Origin of the sequence: Microcella pacifica, from assembly GCF_009371975.2 — a bacterium.
Classification (GTDB): domain Bacteria; phylum Actinomycetota; class Actinomycetes; order Actinomycetales; family Microbacteriaceae; genus Microcella; species Microcella pacifica.
This window is the reverse complement of record NZ_VIKT02000001.1, coordinates 535-16758: the sequence shown is the minus strand read 5'-3', so window position 1 is coordinate 16758 and position 16224 is coordinate 535. Positions and strand designations below refer to the sequence as shown.

Sequence of the window (16224 nt, the reverse complement as noted above, 5' to 3'; positions counted from 1 at the left end):
TGCTCAGTCAGCCAGCGCCGCGTCCATGATGTCGGCGTGCTCCTGCGCGCTGCGCTTGCTCGAGCCCGTCGCGGGTGACGCGGAGGCGTGCCGCGAGACGACGCGCACCGACTTCATGCCGCGCTTGGCGAGCTCGATCGTGAAGAACGGCCACGCTCCCTGGTTCTCGGGCTCGTCCTGCACCCACACGAGCTCGGCGTTCGAGTAGCGCTCGATGACCTCGCGCAGGGCGTCCTCGGGCAGAGGGTAGAACTGCTCGAGCCGCACGAGGGCGACGCCCTTCGTGCCGCGCTTCTCGATCTCGCCCTTGAGGTCGTAGTGGATCTTGCCCGCGTGCAGCAGTACGCGCCGCACCGAGCCCGGGTCGCTGATCGTCGCGTCGTCGATCACGGGCTCGAAGCGACCGGACGTGAAGTCGGCGACCTCGCTCGTCGCACCCCGCAGGCGCAGCATCGCCTTCGGCGTGAAGACGATGAGGGGGCGGCGCGGGCGCGCGTAGGCCTGGCGGCGCAAGAGGTGGAAGTACGAGGCCGGCGTGGACGGCCGGGCGATCACCATGTTGTTCTCGGCGGCGAGCTGCAGGAACCGCTCGATGCGGGCCGAGGAGTGGTCGGGCCCCTGGCCCTCGTAGCCGTGCGGCAGGAGGAGCACGACGCTCGAGCGCTGCGCCCACTTCTGCTCGGCGGAGGAGATGAACTCGTCGATGATGGTCTGCGCACCGTTGGCGAAGTCGCCGAACTGCGCCTCCCACAGCACGAGCGCATCGGGGCGCTCGACGGAGTAGCCGTACTCGAAGCCCATCGCGGCGTACTCGCTCAGGAGAGAGTCGTAGATCCAGAACTTCGCCTGGTTCTCGCTGAGGTTCGCGAGCGGCAGCCACTCCTGACCGTTGACCCGGTCGTGCAGGACGGCGTGGCGCTGCACGAAGGTGCCGCGCCGGGCGTCCTGGCCCGAGAGACGCACGGGCGTGCCCTCCATGAGCACCGACCCGAGGGCGAGTAGCTCGCCGAAGCCCCAGTCGATGCCGCCGTTGCGGCTCATCTCGACGCGCTTCTTGAGCATGGCCTGCAGCTTGGAGTGCACGGTGAAGCCCGCGGGCGGGTTGTCGTGCGCCTCGCCGATGTGGGCGATGACGGCGGCGTCGACCCCGGTCGACTCGGGCTCGCCGGCGGGCGAGCCCGCATCCTCACGCCCCGCCGTGCCGCCCACCACGGGAATCGTGCCGGTCTGCGCGGCGTGGGTCTCGGCGAAGGCGACCTCGAGGCGCTCCTGGAAGTCTTTGTGGGCGTTCTCGAACTCTTCCTCGGTGATGTCGCCGCGACCGACGAGGGCCTCCGTGTAGAGGGTGCGCACGCTGCGCTTGGCCTCGATGAGGTTGTACATGAGCGGCTGCGTCATCGAGGGGTCGTCGCCCTCGTTGTGGCCGCGACGGCGGTAGCACACGAGGTCGATGACGATGTCGCGCTTGAACTCCTGCCGATACGCGAAGGCGAGCGCCGCGACGCGCACGACGGCCTCGGGGTCGTCGCCGTTGACGTGCAGGATCGGGGCCTGGATGGTCTTCGCGACGTCGGTCGAGTAGATCGAGGAGCGGCCCTCGCCGGGGGGCGTCGTGAAGCCCACCTGGTTGTTGACGACGACGTGGATCGTGCCGCCCGTGCGGTAGCCACGCAGCTGGCTGAGCTGCAGGGTCTCGAGCACGACGCCCTGGCCGGCCATGGCCGCGTCGCCGTGGATGAGCACGGGGAGGGTGCTGAAGGCGCCATCGCCCTTGCGGTCCTGCTTCGCCCGCACGATGCCCTCGAGCACGCCGTCGACGGCCTCGAGGTGGGAGGGGTTCGCGGCGAGAGAGACCTCGATCTGCTGGCCGCTCGCCGAGGTGAAGACGCCCTCGGTGCCGAGGTGGTACTTGACGTCGCCGGAGCCCTGCACCGACTTCGGGTCCTGCGTGCCCTCGAACTCGCGGAAGATCTGACCGTAGGTCTTGCCGGCGATGTTCGCGAGCACGTTGAGGCGGCCGCGGTGGGCCATGCCGATCGCGACCTCGTCGAGGCCCTGCTCGGCGGCCCCTTGGAGGATCTCGTCGAGGAGCGGGATGACGCTCTCGCCGCCCTCGAGGCTGAACCGCTTCTGGCCGACGAACTTCGTCTGCAGGAAGGTCTCGAAAGCCTCGGCCTGGTTGAGCTTGCCGAGGATGCGCATCTGCTCGTCGTGCGTCGGCTTCTCGTAGGGCTTCTCGAGGTGGGACTGGAACCAGCGGCGCTGCTGCGGCTCCTGAATGTGCATGTACTCGACGCCCACGGTGCGGCAGTAGGTGTCGCGCAGAACGCCGAGAATCTCGCGAAGCAGCGCATTGCGCCGGCCGCCGAATCCGCCCGCGACGAACTCGCGGTCGAGATCCCAGAAGGTGAGCCCGTGGCTCGCGATGTCGAGGTCGGGGTGCGAGCGCTGGCGGTACTCGAGCGGGTCGACGTCGGCCATCATGTGGCCGCGCACGCGGTACGAGTTGATGAGCTCCTGCACGCGCGCCGTCTTGTTGACGTCGTCGGCGAGGTCGACATGGATGTCCTGGGCCCAGTGGATCGGGTCGTAGGGGATTCTCAGGTCGGCGAAGATGCCCTCGTAGAAGTGGCGGTCGCCGATGAGCAACTCGTGCACCTTCTTGAGGAACTCGCCGCTGCCCGCGCCCTGGATGACGCGGTGGTCGTACGTGCTCGTGAGCGTGATGGTCTTGCCCACGCCGAGCTCGGCGAGCGTCGCGGCCGACATGCCCTGGAACTCGGCCGGGTACTCGAGCGCACCGGCGCCGATGATCGCGCCCTGGCCGCGCATGAGCCGCGGCACGGAGTGCACGGTGCCGATGCCGCCCGGGTTGGTGAGGGAGATCGTGTTGCCCTGGAAGTCCTCGGCGGCGAGCTTGTTGTCGCGGGCCCGCTTGACGACGTCCTCATAGGCGGTGAGGAATTCGTGGAAGGAGAGCGACTCGCACTTCTTGATGCCGGGCACCATGAGGGCGCGCGTGCCGTCCGGCTTGGGGAGGTCGATCGCGATGCCGAGGTTGAGGTGCCCGGGCGTCACGACGACGGGCTTGCCGTCGACCTCGTCGTAGTAGACGTTCTGGCTCGGGAACTCCTTGAGCGCCTGGATCATGGCCCACGCGATGAGGTGGGTGAACGACACTTTGCCGCCGCGCGCGCGCATGAGGTGGTTGTTGATGACGATGCGGTTGTCGATGAGGAGCTTCGCGGGAATGGTGCGCACACTCGTCGCGGTCGGGACGGTGAGGCTCGCGTCCATGTTCGTCGCGAGGGCCTTCGCCATGCCCTTGAGCGGCGTCACGATGTCCTCCGTGGGCGCCTCCTGGTCCTCCGCCGCGACGGGGACCGACGCCGTCGAGGGCGCCTGGGCGGGGATCGGCTGCGGCTGCGGAGCGATCGAGGTGGTGCGCGCGATGGGCTGGCTGCCCGTGATGGGCACGGAGGCCGCGGGCACGGAGGCCGCGGGCACGGAGGCGGGCGCCGCGGTGGGCGTCGAGGCGGGCACCGGCACGTCGGGAATCGTCACTGTCGTGGTCGGCGCCGGCTGCGAGTCGGTGGTCGCCGACTGGTGGTAGCGCTCCAGAATGGGCCACCAGGAGGGGTCTACGGCGTTCTTGTCGTCCTTGTACTGCTCGTACAGCTCGTCCACGAGCCATTCGTTGGCACCGAACTCGCCCGAGGCTGTGCCGTCGGAGCTCGATCCGGTCACTTGGCTTGACACGGCCGACCGCCCACTTTCGCTTCGCTAGTTGTTGTCGCGCTGCGGTTCACCCGCTGAACCGCAGTGGTCACTAGCTTAACCGCTCGCAGGCTGCGTCCGAGCCGTGCAGGCCGTGCCGGTAGCGTTAATATGTGCGATTCCTTAGCGAGCGTCCCTCCCACGACCTGACCTACTCTGACGTATTCCTCGTGCCGCAGCGCTCGAGCGTCGGCAGCAGGCTCTCCGTCGATCTCACGGTCGCGGATGCGTGCGGCCTGCGCATGCCGCTCGTCGCCGCCAACATGACCTCGGTCACGGGGCCGCGGCTCGCGGCCGCGATGGCGCGCCGCGGTGGTCTGGGCGTTCTGCCGCAGGACCTCGCCCTGCAGGATCTCGATGCGGCGATCCAGCACGTCAAGGGTGCCCCCACCCTGTACGACCCGCTCGTGCGCATCCCCGCTGACGCGACGGTCGGGCAGGCCCTCGCGCGCGCCTACGACTCCCCGGGGGCGGTCGTGACGATTCTCGACGCCGAGGGGCGTCCGTCTCGGTGCCTCCCGGTGTCGGCGCTGCGCCACTGGCTGCCCGACGCGCCGATCACCGACGTCGTGGCCGATGCAATTCCCGCCATCGACGATGAGGATGTCACCGACTCCCGTGCGGCGTTCGCCCTCATCGAGGCCGCGGGCGTCGAGGCGGTCGCGGTGCGGCACCACGGCGAGATCATCGCGACGCTGAGCGCCCGCAGCGCCGTGCGGTCGACGATCTACCCTCCTGCTCTGGATGCTCACGGCCGGCTGCGCGTCGCCGCAGCGGTCGGCATCACGCGTGAGCCCGCCGAGCGGGCCGCGGCCCTCGTCGAGGCGGGTGTCGACGTGCTCGTGCTCGACACGGCGCACGGCCACCAGGAGCAGATGGTGCAGGCCATTCGCGAGGTAAGCGCGCGCAACCTCGGCGTACCGATCGTCGCGGGCAATGTCGTCACCGCGGAGGCGGCCGTCGAGCTCGCACAGGCGGGGGCAGACGTCCTGAAGGTCGGCGTGGGGCCGGGGGCGATGTGCACGACGCGCATGATGACCGCGGTCGGGCGCCCGCAGTTCTCGGCGGTGCTCGAGACGGCGGAGGCGGCTCGTGAGCACGGCGCACGGGTGTGGGCCGACGGGGGAGTGCGGTACCCGCGCGACGTGGCGCTGGCGCTCGCGGCGGGAGCCTCGGCCGTCATGATCGGCTCGTGGTTCGCGGGCACTCTCGAGTCGCCCGGCGACATCGAGCTCGACGACACGGGGCGCGCGTTCAAGAGCAGCTGGGGTATGGCTTCGACGAAAGCGGTCGAGCAGCGGTTCCGGCGCTTGGACGCCTTCGAGCGCGCCCGCAAGACTCTCTTCGCGGAGGGCATCTCCAGCTCGCGCATCTACCTCGACCCCGAGCGCCCCTCACTCGACGACCTGCTCGACATGATCACGTCGGGCCTGCGCAGCTCGATGACGTATGCGGGCGCTTCGACCCTCGAGCAGTTCCGAGACCGCGCCGTGGTGGGCACGCAGTCGGCTGCGGGGTACGACGAGGGCAAGGCGCTGTCGGTCTCCTGGTAGGCGAACTCGCACGGAGGCGAACTCGCAGGAGGGGAGCCCGTGCGGGGCCCTATACTGGCGCGATAATGGAACCCCCGTCAGCCCCTGCGGAGCCTCCTCATAGTCCGCACTCTCTGATTTCTGCCCGATGCGCGATGGGTCCCGCCCGTGGGCGCTGAGGTCTTCGGCGCCGCCCTCGCCGGCGGCGCCCTTCCAGGGGGCGAATGGCTTCTCCTCGGATTCGGTGTGCTGCTGACGATCGGCACCGGACTTTTCGTGGCGAGCGAGTTCGCGCTCGTCAACCTCGACCGCTCCGAGCTCGAGGCACGTCAAGCGCGGGGTGAGAAGCGGCTCGGGCCGACGATCTCGGCGCTCAAGATCACCTCGACGCACCTCTCGAGCGCGCAGCTGGGCATCACGCTCACGACGCTCCTCACGGGGTACACGATGGAGCCCGCGATCTCGAGCTTGCTCGCCGGGCCGCTGACGGCGCTGGGCCTGCCCGAGGCCGCCGTGCGACCCGTCGGCTCCGTCACCGCGATCGTCGCCGCGACGCTCCTGTCGATGATCGTCGGTGAGCTTGTGCCGAAGAACTTCGCGCTCTCGCTGCCCCGGCAGACTGCGAAGCTTGTCATCCCGTTCCAGTGGGCGTTCACCACCGTCTTCCGCCCCGCGATCGTCTTCCTCAACAACTCGGCGAACACGCTCCTGCGGGCGATGGGCGTCGACCCGAAGGAGGAGCTGAGCGGTGCGCGCACGGCCGAGGAGCTCGCCTCGCTCGTGCGCCGCTCGGCGAGCCAGGGCAGTCTGGAGGCCGACACGGCCACGCTGCTCTCGCGCACTCTCGCGTTCTCGCAGCACTCCGCGCAAGACGTCATGACGCCCCGCCCCCGCGTCGCGGCGGTCGAGCGCGGAGACTCTGCGCAGGACGTCATCGACCTCGCGCGCCGCACGGGGCACTCCCGGTTCCCCGTCGTCGACGACTCGATCGACGACATCGTGGGCATCGTGCACGTCAAGCAGGCGGTCGCCGTGCCGCGGGAGCGGCGCGCGGATGTTCCCGCGAGCGCCCTGCAGTCGGATGCTCTGCGCGTGCCCGAGACCATGAAGCTCGACACCCTGCTCGGTGAGCTGCGCGCCCAGGGCTACCAGATGGCGATCGTCGTCGACGAGTACGGCGGCACGGCGGGCGTCGCGACGCTCGAAGACCTCGTCGAGGAGCTCGTGGGCGAGGTGAGCGACGAGCACGATCGCGCGATCGTCGATGTCGTGCGCTCGCGCGACTGGCTGACCTTCCCCGGCATCCTCCGGCCTGACGAGCTGCGCGACCGCGCCGGCGTCACGGTGCCCGACGACGGGCCGTGGGAGACCGTGGGCGGCTACCTCATGGCCGAACTGGGGCGCCTGCCCCGGGTGGCCGACACGATCGAGATCCCTGAGGGGACCTTCCGCATCGAGCGGCTCGACGGGCGGCGCATCGACCGCGTGCGCTTCACGCCGCGAGCCCGCGACGAGGTCGAGACCGTCGAGGCGGGTGAGCTGCGATGAGCGAATCTGACTGGTGGGGCATCGCGTGGCTCGTGATCCTGCTCGCGGGCAACGCCTTCTTCGTCGGCGCCGAGTTCGCCGTCATCTCGGCGAAGCGCTCCCAGATCGAGCCGCGCGCCGAGAAGGGCTCCCGGGCTGCGAAGACGGCCCTGTGGGCCATGGAGCACGCGACGCTCATGCTCGCGACGAGCCAGCTGGGCATCACGGTGTGCTCGCTCCTCATCCTCAACGTCTCGGAGCCGGCCATCAAGCACCTCCTGGAGGTTCCGCTCGAGCTCACGGGGCTGGGCCCCGAGTGGATCGCGGGCATCGCCTTCACGATCGCGCTGCTCTTCGTCTCCTACCTGCACGTCGTGCTCGGCGAGATGGTGCCCAAGAACCTCTCCTTCTCGCTGCCGACGCGCGCGGTGCTCATCCTCGCGCCGCCCCTCGTGACCGTCGCGCGCATCTTCGCCCCCATCATCTGGAGCCTCAACGGCATCGCCAACGGCGTGCTGCGGTTGTTCGGGGTCGAGCCGAAGGACGAGGCCACGAGCGCGTTCACGCTCGAGGAGGTCGAGACGATCGTGCAGCAGTCCACGCGGGAAGGGCTGCTCATGGATACCTCGGGCGCCCTCTCGGCGGCGTTCGAGTTCACGACGAAGATCGTCGACGACGTCGCGCTGCCGCTCGACACGCTCGTGGCCCTGCCGGAGGACGCCTCGGCGATTGACCTGGAACGCGCGGTCGCGCAGCGCGGCTTCAGCCGGTACCCGCTCGTCGACGAGCGCGGCGAGCCGACCGGCTACCTGCACCTCAAGGACGTCATCGATCTGCCCGAGGACGAGCAGGACGACCCGGTGCCGCCCAAGCGCATCCGTCGTCTGGTCTCGATCCTCGCGACGGCCGACCTCGAAGATGCCCTCGCGATCATGCGGCGCTCGGGTGCCCACCTCGCGCGCGCCGTCGACGCCGAGGGCCGCACCAGCGGCGTCCTCTTCCTCGAGGACATCATCGAGGAGCTCGTCGGCGAGGTGCAGGACGCCACGAGGCGTCGCTGAGGCACTGCTCGCTACGCGTCCTCGCTAGGTACGGCCGCTAGTCGGCCGGGTAGGGCCGCGCGCGCTCGTACTGCGGCGGCCAGGGCGCCAGGGCGTCCTCGACGCCGAGCTGCTGCGCGAAGCGCATGCCCGCGTGCGGGTCGCGCATCCACTCGCGCCCCATCATGACCGCGTCAGCCTGGCCGCTCGCCACGATGTGCTCGGCCTGCTCGGCGTCGGTGATGAGCCCCACGGCGTTCACGAGCACTCCGCCCGCGGTGCGCACGTGCTCGGCGAGGGGAACCTGGTAGCCGGGGCCGACGGGAATGCGGGCCCGCACGAGGCCGCCGCTCGAGATGTCGAACAGGTCCGCGCCCGCCTCGAGCGCCCACGCGGCGACCGTTGCGGTCTGCTGCTCGTCCCAGCCGCCCTCCGTCCAGTCGGTGCCCGAGAAGCGCACGAGGACGGGCAGGTCGGGGCCGACCTCGGCGCGCACGCCGCGCACGATGTCGAGCAGCAGCCGCGCACGGTTCTCGAGGCTGCCGCCCCACTCGTCGGCGCGCTCGTTGGAGAGGGGGGAGAGGAACTGGTGCAGGAGGTACCCGTGGGCGGCGTGCACCTCGACGAGGTCGAAGCCAGCGTCGACGGCGCGGCGGGCGGCCGCGATGAAGGCGAGCCGAACATCCTCGATGCCTTGCGCGTCCAACGAGACCGGCGGTTCATAGCCCTCGAAGGCGATCGGCGAGGCCGAGACGGTCTGCCAGCCGCCCTGCTCGACCGGCATGGTGCCGCTGCCGGAGTGCCCCTCCGTGGTCTCGCCCCACTCGGGGTACACGGAGGCCTTGCGCCCCGCGTGCGCGAGCTGCAGGCCCGCGGCGGCGCCCTGCGAGTGCACGAACTGCACGATGCGGCGCCAGGCCTCGCGCTGGTCGTCGGCCCAGATGCCCGTGTCGTGCGGGCTGATGCGGCCCTCGGGCGTCACAGCGGTGGCCTCCGCCATGACGAGGCCCGCGCCGCCGCGTGCGAAGGAACCCAGGTGGGCGAGGTGCCAGTCGGTCGGCACGCCATCGGCCTCGGTGACGGAGTACTGGCAGAGCGGGGCCACCCAGAGTCGGTTGCGCATCGTGAGCGAGCGGAGGGTCATGGGGTTGAAGAGAGCGGAGGTCACACTCTCATCCAAGCGCACGGAGAGGGGGTGCATTCCCGCGCAGCGCCCCGCGCGTGCTCGATAGGGTGGCGCGATGACCACGGAGGGCTCGATGAGCACAGCTGAGCAGGGCGCGGCGAGCGTGGACAGCGTCGAGTTCGGGTTGCGCGAGGCCGCCGATCACCTCGCCGAGCCGGGGCCGACCGACGACAAGTACTCCCGCGGCGTTCTCGGGGTCGTCAGCGGCAGCGCCGTGTATCCCGGTGCCGCCGCGCTCACCGTCGAGGCGGCGCTGCGCACGGGCGTCGGCATGCTGCGCTACCTGGGCCCGACCCGGGCCGCCGAGTTCGTGCTGCACCGTCGGCCCGAGGTCGTCACCGCGCCCGGTCGCGTGCAGGCGTGGCTGCTCGGGTCGGGCATGCCGAGGCCCGACGAGGACGGCGGGGCAGACCCCGAGGTGACCGAGCACGTCGAGCGGGCGCTGAGCAGCGGACTGCCGCTCGTGCTCGACGCGGGAGCGCTCGCACAGGCGGAGGGCCGCGCCGGCCCCATGGTGCTCACGCCCCACGCGGGCGAGCTCGCGCGGCTGCTCGGGGTCGACCGGGCGAGCGTCGAGGCTGATCCGCTCGCCAGTGCGCGCACGGCCGCGCAGCGTTACGGCGCGACGGTGCTGCTCAAGGGCTACCGCACGACGGTCGTGGGGCCGACCGGTGCGCCAATGCACGTGGAGCAGGCGCCCGCATGGCTGGCGACCGCGGGGGCCGGCGACGCTCTTGCGGGCATCCTCGGGGCGCTCCTCGCGACTCACTCCCGCGCCGTGCTCGACGACCCGAGCCTGCTCGGCCCGCTCGCGGCAACCGCCGCGGTGCTGCACGGTCGCGCCGCGCGAGCCGCCTCCGGAGGTGGCCCCTTCACGGTGCTCGACCTGTGCGGCCGTCTGGGCCTGGTGATCGCCGAACTGCTCGTGCTGCGCGCATAGCGCCTGGGGGCTGCGGACCCGAGCACCTGCGTCCTGCCGGTCTGAGCGCACGAGCGCCGTCGCTCCGAGACCGGCACTACGCTGGCGAGCATGCCGCCCACCGCACGATTCCTCGCGCTCGGGCGGCGCGCTCTCGTGCTGTGGGTGCTGTTCGCCCTCGTACATGCCTGGCTGGGCATCCTGAATCTGATCGGGCCCGGCCAGCCGTTCGGCGACGTCCTGTACGTCTACCCGTTCTGGGTCGAGCGGGGCCTTCTCGACGGCCAGTGGGTGGGCATCGACACCTCGTGGGTCTACCCGCTGCTCGCACTCGTGCCGATGCTTGCCGCCTACGCGGCGGGGCCCGAGTGGTACGGCACGGTGTGGCTCGGCATGGTGACGGCTCTCCACGCCGCGGCATTCCTCGCCCTTCTGGGCGCTCGGGCGATCGTGCCCGCGTCGCGTGCCGCGATCGCCGCGGGCTGGATGATCTTCCTCCTGCTGCTCGGGCCCATCGCGCTCGGCCGCATCGACGCCGTGACGGTCGCGCTCGGGATCGTGGCCGTGGTGCTGCTGCCCGACCACCCCCGCTGGGCGGGTGCCCTGCTCGCGGTCGGCGCCTGGGTGAAGGTGTGGCCCGCGGCACTGCTCGTTGCAGCGCTTATCGCCGTGCGGAGACGGGTCTCGGTGCTCGTGGGAGCGGTCGTCGTGAGTCTCGCCGTCGTGGGCGTGGGGCTCGTGCTGGGCGCGGGAGCCGCGCTGTTCAGCGCGGTCACCGAGCAGAGTGCGCGCGGGCTGCAGGTCGAATCGCCCGTCGCGACGCCGTGGCTGTGGGCCGCTGTCGCGGGGCAGGGCGGTGCGCAGGTCGCGTACGATCCGGCGCTGCTGACCTTCCAGGTCCTCGGCGCTGGCACCGATCTCACCGCGGCGCTCACGACGCCCGTCCTGGCCCTGGTCGTGATCGCGGTCGCCGTGCTCGGGGTGCTCGCGGTGCGACGCGGGGTCTCCGAGGCGAGGCTGCTGCCCGTGCTCGCACTCGCCCTCGTCATGTCGCTCGTGCTCGTCAACAAGGTGGGGTCGCCGCAGCTCGCCTCGTGGGTCGTCGTGCCGGTCATCCTGGGTCTCCTGCTGCAGCGGCGAGGGGGCGAGTCGTTCGTCGTGCCCGCTGTCCTCGCACTGGCGATCGCGGCCTCGACCCAGGTCGTGTACCCCGTGCTCTACGAGCGGCTGCTCGCGCTCGACCCGGTGCTCGTGCTCGTGCTCACCGTGCGCAACCTGCTCTACCTGGCCTTGTGGGCGTGGGCCGTCTCGCGTCTGGCGGGCCTGCTGCGCGACCCGCGCCGGTCGGGCGCGTACGATTCCCACAAGCTCACGGAAGGAGCATCCTCATGATCGTCGCGTTCTCGGTCGCCCCCTCGGGCGGTACGTCGTCGGATTCGGTGCACGACGCCGTCGCGGCGGCCGTGCGCATCGTGCGCGACTCCGGTCTGCCCAACCGCACCTCCTCGATGTTCACCGAGATCGAGGGGGAGTGGGACGAGGTCATGGAGGTCGTTAAGCGCGCGACCCTCGCCGTGGCGGAGCACGGCACGCGGGTCTCGCTGGTACTCAAGGCCGACTACCGGCCGGGGCACACCGGCGAGCTCGACGGCAAGGTGCAGCGGCTCGAGGCCGCGCTCGACGCGCAGGGCGAGTCGCGCGCGTGACCCTCTAGCCCCGGAGTGGGGCCGCAGCCTCGGCGTTGTGGTGCTGGTCACGGGGTGGGGGTGTCTGCGAGACCGACAGCGCGCTGAGAGGTGCGGCGTTTCCCGTTCGCACTTCGGCGTGTCGTTGCACTGTGTCGGTCTGGCGGACATCGCGGCTCTCGACCGCGGGACACGTCACGTGTGCGGATAGAGAGACCGACCACGTCTCGCCGGCCACGACGCGCGACCCCGCTCGCGCAATGCTGCGGGCTAGAGCGAGAGCGACGGCTAGAGCCCGCCGCCTCCGCCCGGGGCGTCGACGAGGATGCCGTCGTTGATCGCCTGCTTGCGCAAGCCCACCTTGGTGCCGACGTCGATGCCCGCGATGCGGTACTTCTCGCGGATGCGCTTGAGGTAGCTCTTCGCCGTCTCCTCCGAGATGCCGAGCTGGTACGCGACCGACTTGACCGGCTCTCCGGCGCCGTAGAGGGCCATGACGCGGCGCTCCTGCGCGCTCAGGCGGGGTGACCCGCCGACATCGGCGGCGTTGAGCGCGAGGTCGAGCTCGGCGGAGATGAACGACTCGCCCGCATGGGCGGCGCGGATCGCCTCAACGATCATGCCCGCGTCCTCGCTCTTGACGAGGTAGCCGAGCGCGCCGGCGTTGAGGGCCTCGCGCACGACGTTGGGCTCGCTGTAGGTGCTCATGAGCACGACGCGCACGCCGGTCGACTTGAGGGTCTGAATCTTGAGCGAGACGGGGATGTTGTCTTTGAGGTCGAGGTCGAGCAGCACGACATCGACGGGGAAGGCTGGGTGCGAGAGCAGGTCGGGCCAGGTGGCGACCGCGGCGACCATGTCGATGTCGTCCGCTGCCTGGCGAATCCACTCGGTGAGTGCCCCGAGCAGCATACGGTGGTCGTCGACCAGAGCCAGTCGAATGGGGGTGTCCGTCGCTGCCATCGGTTCCTCCTGCATAGCTCAGCTGGGTCGCGCTACGTCGACCGGGTTCTCGACCGAGCAGTCGAGCTCGATGCGGAACCTGCCGTTCGCCGTGCTGTCACTGTATCGCCCGACCCGGTCGAGGGCCTCCCACACACCGGGGTCGACGCGATTTCGTTTGACGCCCGCTACGGAGAGCGCGATCGGGATGATCGTCTCCTGCAGCTCGGAGGTGCGATCCGGGTCGGGTGAGGCGAGGGGGCCCAGAGCGACGTCGATGAGGCGAGGCGGTGCGCCCGAGGCGGGGTCGGAGGCGAGCAGCCAGATCGCGGCGAGCAGCGCATCGCGTTGCGTGCTGTCGAGCAGACCGGCGAGCGCGGCGGGGTCGCTCACCGTGACGCGGCGGCCCAGATGCTCCGACTCGGTGACGGCGTGGAACAACCACGTCTCGCGTCGACCCTCGATGAGGTGCAGCCGCAGCTCGGTCGCGAGCCCCGAGGCGCGCGAGGCCAGAGCGGGCGGCAGGGGCAGGGCGGCCTCGCCCGTGGCGACCGACTCGAGCAGCTCTTCGGCATCCTGGTCGAGTCGCGCGAGCTCCTCGGAGGCGAGCATGCCCACGGCGAGACGCGGTGCGGTCACGGTGGACTGGACGAGCACACGGTCGAGCTCGCGCTTGAGCATCCTCTCGAAGCCGCTCACGAGCAGCACGCCCGTGAGTCCGGGGCCGACCGCGAGCGCGACGACGACCATCTGGGCGGGGAGCGTCGTGGGGGTGAGCGGAGTCGTGAGCAGGATCGCGACGATGAAGGCCGCCGCGAGAGCGCCCGTGGCCAGCAGCACCTCCCACTGCGCTCGCAGCGTGACGATGATGAGCAGCACGAAGCCCGCCGAGATCGAGGCAGTCGCGTAGGTGCCGACGTTCTGCAGTGGCGCGATCGCGACGAAGTCGAGCCACACGACGGCGCCGAGCGCGGCGAGGAAGAAGAAGTAGAGCCAGTCGGGCAGGCGCTCGCCGGTCGCCGAGATCGTGATCGTGAGGCCGAGGAACGTGACCATGAGCAGCAGCCAGGCACCCACGATCGGCAGCAGCGTCGGGTAGTCGCCGGCGCGCGACATGAACAGCGCGATGCCGAGCATCGACTGCAGGGCCGCGATGATCGCGACGCCGATGCCGAGGAAACCCGAGCCGAGGGCCGAGGCGTGAGTCGAAGTGGGGGAGCCGCGGCGGTTCGAGGAGCGGGCACCGGCGGGGCGCACCGAGCCGCCGAGCGTGGACTCCTCGGGCAGCTGGTGCGCGTTCATCGGGGCACCTCCAGAATCACGGTCGTGCCGGCCCCTGGGGTGGAGAACACGCGGGCCGAGCCGCCGACGTCGCGTAGCCGGGCCACGATCGACTCGGTGAAGCCCAGGCTCGAGGCGGCGATCTCCTCCGGCGAGAAGCCGACTCCCGCGTCGGTGATGACGGCGCGCAGCGAGTCGGCGGTCTGCGTGATCGTGACGTCGGCGTGGTCGACACCCGCGTGGCGTCGCACGTTCTCGAGCGACTCGGTGAGGGCGAGCAGGAAGGCGTCGAGCACGTCGCTCGGCAGCAGCACCTGGCCGGTGCCGTGCCAGCGCACGTCGAGACCCATACGGCCGAAGCGGTTCTTGACCGACTCGAGGGTCGTGCCCAGCGGCGTCTCGGCGACGGGCTCGAGGCTGTAGGAGCCGGAGAACCGGGGCATCGGGGTCGAGCCGAGCCGCAGCTGGCGCAGCAGCCGTGCGTCCTCGGCCGCCTGCTCGCGCAGGGCCTCCTCGCTGACGCCGACGCCCGAGTGGGCGAGCAGGGTGAGGGTGGCGAGCACGGTGTCGTGCAGTAGTCGCGCGCTCTGGCGCCGTTGGGCCTCAGTCTCGCTCGCCTGGCGCTCGACGGTGTGCGCGCGGCCGATGCCGTCGATGCGGCGCAGGGCGCGCTCGACGCCCACGGTGACCCACGTGCCGATGATGAGCATGATGACCCACGAGGCGAGCGTCGCGATCGCGGGCGTCGAGATGAGCCCGCCCGTCGGGCCCGCGGTCGCGACGAGCAGGCTGCTGCCGAGGGTTCCGACCGCCCACACGAGCCAGCGCACCGTGCCCTCGCTCAGCACCATGCCGAGGCCCGCGAGCCCCGCGGCGCCGAGCGGCGCGAGCGAGAGCGGCAGCGCGAGGGAGGAGCCCTGCCCCCAGGGCAGCTGCGCAAGCGCGAGCGCGCCGAAGCCGAGCACGATCGTGAGCACGACCCAGCCGAGGTGCGAGCTGCGCCCCACCATGACGAGCGCGGCGGCCTGGGCGATGAGCAGGATGAGCACGCTCGGCAGCACGTCGGCGTCGACGACGCCCGGCAGCGAAAGGCACAGCCCTGCGAGCAGCACGCCGCACAGCCCAAAGGCGCGCGCCGCGCGCTGCAGCAGCAGCTTGCGCTCGCGCTCGATCATCGCGGACTCGCCCTCGTGACGTAGCTCATCGCCCTCAGTCTGACACTGGAGCGTGCGCGAGCCCGGGAGGCCACACGCGATATTGGCGCGGAGCACGCGTGCGGGGGTAGGGCGCGGGACGCAACGTGGTGGGCTACAGCCGGTCCTCCTAAATGCTGACAGGCGATGTTCGCTCAGGAACCCTAGAGTCAAGCCTGATCCACCCTCACCTCTGCGGGTAGCTCACTTCACCCCTTCTTCAGTTCAGGAGCTCCGCCGTGGTTGGTCGGCTGTCGTGGATGCGCTTCATTGGTGTGGCGACGGGAATCTCTCTCGTTGTCGGTCTGTCGGTCTTGCCGGGGACGGAGGCGATGGCTGCAGCCGAGGAATCGTCGCCGGCCCCGAGTCTGCTCCTGGACCCTGAACGGCCAGCGCCGGAGCTGGAGACGCCCGATTTCGAGGTGCCTGCGACCGAGTTCCCCGAGGGTGAGTTCGATGCTGCCGCGCCAGTGGCACCGTCGGAGCCGGTTAAGTTCGTCGGCGGTGGTGACAAGGCTGCTCCCGAGCTCGACGCGGAGGAGTTGGAGGGTCTGCCGGTGGTGGAGAAGGGCGAGTTCTCCACGACGTACGACCGCGGCGACGGAGTGCTGGCCGAGGTGATCAGCCAGGAGCAGGTCCACATTCGCAACGACGCGGGTGAGTTCGTCGACATTGCGACGTCGGCGTCGTACGCGGATGGTCGCTGGGTAGTGGATCCCCACCCGATGTCGCCGAGCTTCGCCGGTTCAGCATCCGATGAGGATGTCGTGCGCTTCAGCATGGTGGGTTACGAGGTCGGCTTCACTCTTGTGGGGGCTCGGAACGCCCAGATCGAGTCCCCGTGGTTCCCGTGGTTCCAGGGGCCGCGTGATGAGGTCCGTTACCCGGACGTGTTCGAGAACGTCGACCTGTCGTACACGGTCTCGGGCAACTCGATCAAGGAGATCCTCGAACTGAGCCAGCCGCCGGCTGCCGGTGAAGACTCGTGGACGTGGTTTGTGACGGCGAACGCGTTGACCATGGAGACAGATGAGTTCGGGGACATTGTGTTCCTCAACCGCTATGGCGAGGTGGAGTTCGTCATCCCGGCGCCCATCATGTGGGACTCGGCGGGGATCGAGGAGGTGCGCGAGCCCGCACTC

General features: G+C 70.5%; 12 protein-coding genes. 7 read left to right on the top strand and 5 right to left on the bottom strand.

The genetic code is table 11. The features are described 5' to 3' along the window. Positions 1-3: 3 nt before the first annotated feature. Positions 4-3759, bottom strand: coding sequence for a multifunctional oxoglutarate decarboxylase/oxoglutarate dehydrogenase thiamine pyrophosphate-binding subunit/dihydrolipoyllysine-residue succinyltransferase subunit (locus tag FK219_RS00060; RefSeq protein WP_152581870.1), 3756 nt, complete (start codon positions 3757-3759; stop codon positions 4-6). Positions 3760-3890: 131 nt separating this feature from the next. Between FK219_RS00060 and guaB1 the strand changes: the two genes are divergently transcribed. From guaB1 to FK219_RS00045, 3 genes are all read left to right on the top strand, one after another. After that, the gene (gene guaB1 / locus FK219_RS00055; protein ID WP_152581869.1) at positions 3891-5330 is read left to right on the top strand and encodes a GMP reductase; all 1440 of its coding nucleotides are present in this window, start codon (positions 3891-3893) and stop codon (positions 5328-5330) included. A gap of 225 nt (positions 5331-5555) precedes the next feature. Continuing rightward, positions 5556-6857 (top strand): hemolysin family protein, encoded by a 1302-nt coding sequence (locus FK219_RS00050; protein WP_407941876.1) that lies wholly within the window; start codon positions 5556-5558, stop codon positions 6855-6857. After that, a complete protein-coding gene (locus tag FK219_RS00045) occupies positions 6854-7897 on the top strand; it encodes a hemolysin family protein (protein WP_152581867.1) in 1044 nt (347 codons plus the stop codon). Before FK219_RS00050 ends, FK219_RS00045 begins: the two co-directional genes overlap by 4 nt. A gap of 37 nt (positions 7898-7934) precedes the next feature. On the opposite strand, the gene FK219_RS00040 is transcribed toward FK219_RS00045, so the two are convergent. Next, positions 7935-9020 carry an NADH:flavin oxidoreductase/NADH oxidase gene (locus FK219_RS00040; RefSeq protein ID WP_235923645.1) on the bottom strand — a complete coding sequence of 362 codons (1086 nt, stop codon included), beginning with the start codon at positions 9018-9020 and terminating at the stop codon, positions 7935-7937. A gap of 97 nt (positions 9021-9117) precedes the next feature. On the opposite strand from FK219_RS00040, the gene FK219_RS00035 reads away from it, so the two are divergent. From FK219_RS00035 to FK219_RS00025, 3 genes are all read left to right on the top strand, one after another. Next, on the top strand, positions 9118-10002 hold the full coding sequence (locus FK219_RS00035) for an ADP-dependent NAD(P)H-hydrate dehydratase (RefSeq protein WP_235923638.1): 885 nt from the start codon (positions 9118-9120) through the stop codon (positions 10000-10002). A 90-nt stretch (positions 10003-10092) separates the two neighbouring features. Next, a complete protein-coding gene (locus FK219_RS00030; RefSeq protein WP_152581865.1) occupies positions 10093-11373 on the top strand; it encodes a glycosyltransferase 87 family protein in 1281 nt (426 codons plus the stop codon). Next, positions 11370-11687 carry a thiamine-binding protein gene (locus tag FK219_RS00025; RefSeq protein WP_152581864.1) on the top strand — a complete coding sequence of 106 codons (318 nt, stop codon included), beginning with the start codon at positions 11370-11372 and terminating at the stop codon, positions 11685-11687. The genes FK219_RS00030 and FK219_RS00025 overlap by 4 nt, the downstream gene beginning before the upstream one ends. 267 nt (positions 11688-11954) lie before the next feature. On the opposite strand, the gene FK219_RS00020 is transcribed toward FK219_RS00025, so the two are convergent. Genes FK219_RS00020 through FK219_RS00010 form a run of 3 tightly spaced genes read right to left on the bottom strand, consistent with a single transcriptional unit; the run spans position 11955 to position 15064 of the window. Next, positions 11955-12629, bottom strand: a complete 675-nt coding sequence (locus FK219_RS00020; RefSeq protein WP_152581863.1) for a response regulator — start codon at positions 12627-12629, stop codon at positions 11955-11957. A gap of 18 nt (positions 12630-12647) precedes the next feature. Further along, positions 12648-13910 (bottom strand): hypothetical protein, encoded by a 1263-nt coding sequence (locus FK219_RS00015; RefSeq protein WP_152581862.1) that lies wholly within the window; start codon positions 13908-13910, stop codon positions 12648-12650. After that, entirely contained in the window at positions 13907-15064 is a 1158-nt protein-coding gene (locus FK219_RS00010) for a sensor histidine kinase (RefSeq protein ID WP_152581861.1), read from the bottom strand. Before FK219_RS00010 ends, FK219_RS00015 begins: the two co-directional genes overlap by 4 nt. 350 nt (positions 15065-15414) lie before the next feature. Between FK219_RS00010 and FK219_RS00005 the strand changes: the two genes are divergently transcribed. After that, the coding region (locus FK219_RS00005) for a hypothetical protein (RefSeq protein ID WP_210416736.1) at positions 15415-16224 on the top strand (810 nt) is incomplete at its 3' end.

Coding starts and splice junctions, on each gene's coding strand:
- FK219_RS00045 (WP_152581867.1), top strand. CDS start 6,854: ATGAGCGAATCTGACTGGTGGGGCATCGCGTGGCTCGTGATCCTGCTC.
- FK219_RS00040 (WP_235923645.1), bottom strand. CDS start 9,020: ATGACCCTCCGCTCGCTCACGATGCGCAACCGACTCTGGGTGGCCCCG.
- FK219_RS00035 (WP_235923638.1), top strand. CDS start 9,118: ATGACCACGGAGGGCTCGATGAGCACAGCTGAGCAGGGCGCGGCGAGC.
- FK219_RS00030 (WP_152581865.1), top strand. CDS start 10,093: ATGCCGCCCACCGCACGATTCCTCGCGCTCGGGCGGCGCGCTCTCGTG.
- FK219_RS00025 (WP_152581864.1), top strand. CDS start 11,370: ATGATCGTCGCGTTCTCGGTCGCCCCCTCGGGCGGTACGTCGTCGGAT.
- FK219_RS00020 (WP_152581863.1), bottom strand. CDS start 12,629: ATGGCAGCGACGGACACCCCCATTCGACTGGCTCTGGTCGACGACCAC.
- FK219_RS00015 (WP_152581862.1), bottom strand. CDS start 13,910: ATGAACGCGCACCAGCTGCCCGAGGAGTCCACGCTCGGCGGCTCGGTG.
- FK219_RS00010 (WP_152581861.1), bottom strand. CDS start 15,064: ATGATCGAGCGCGAGCGCAAGCTGCTGCTGCAGCGCGCGGCGCGCGCC.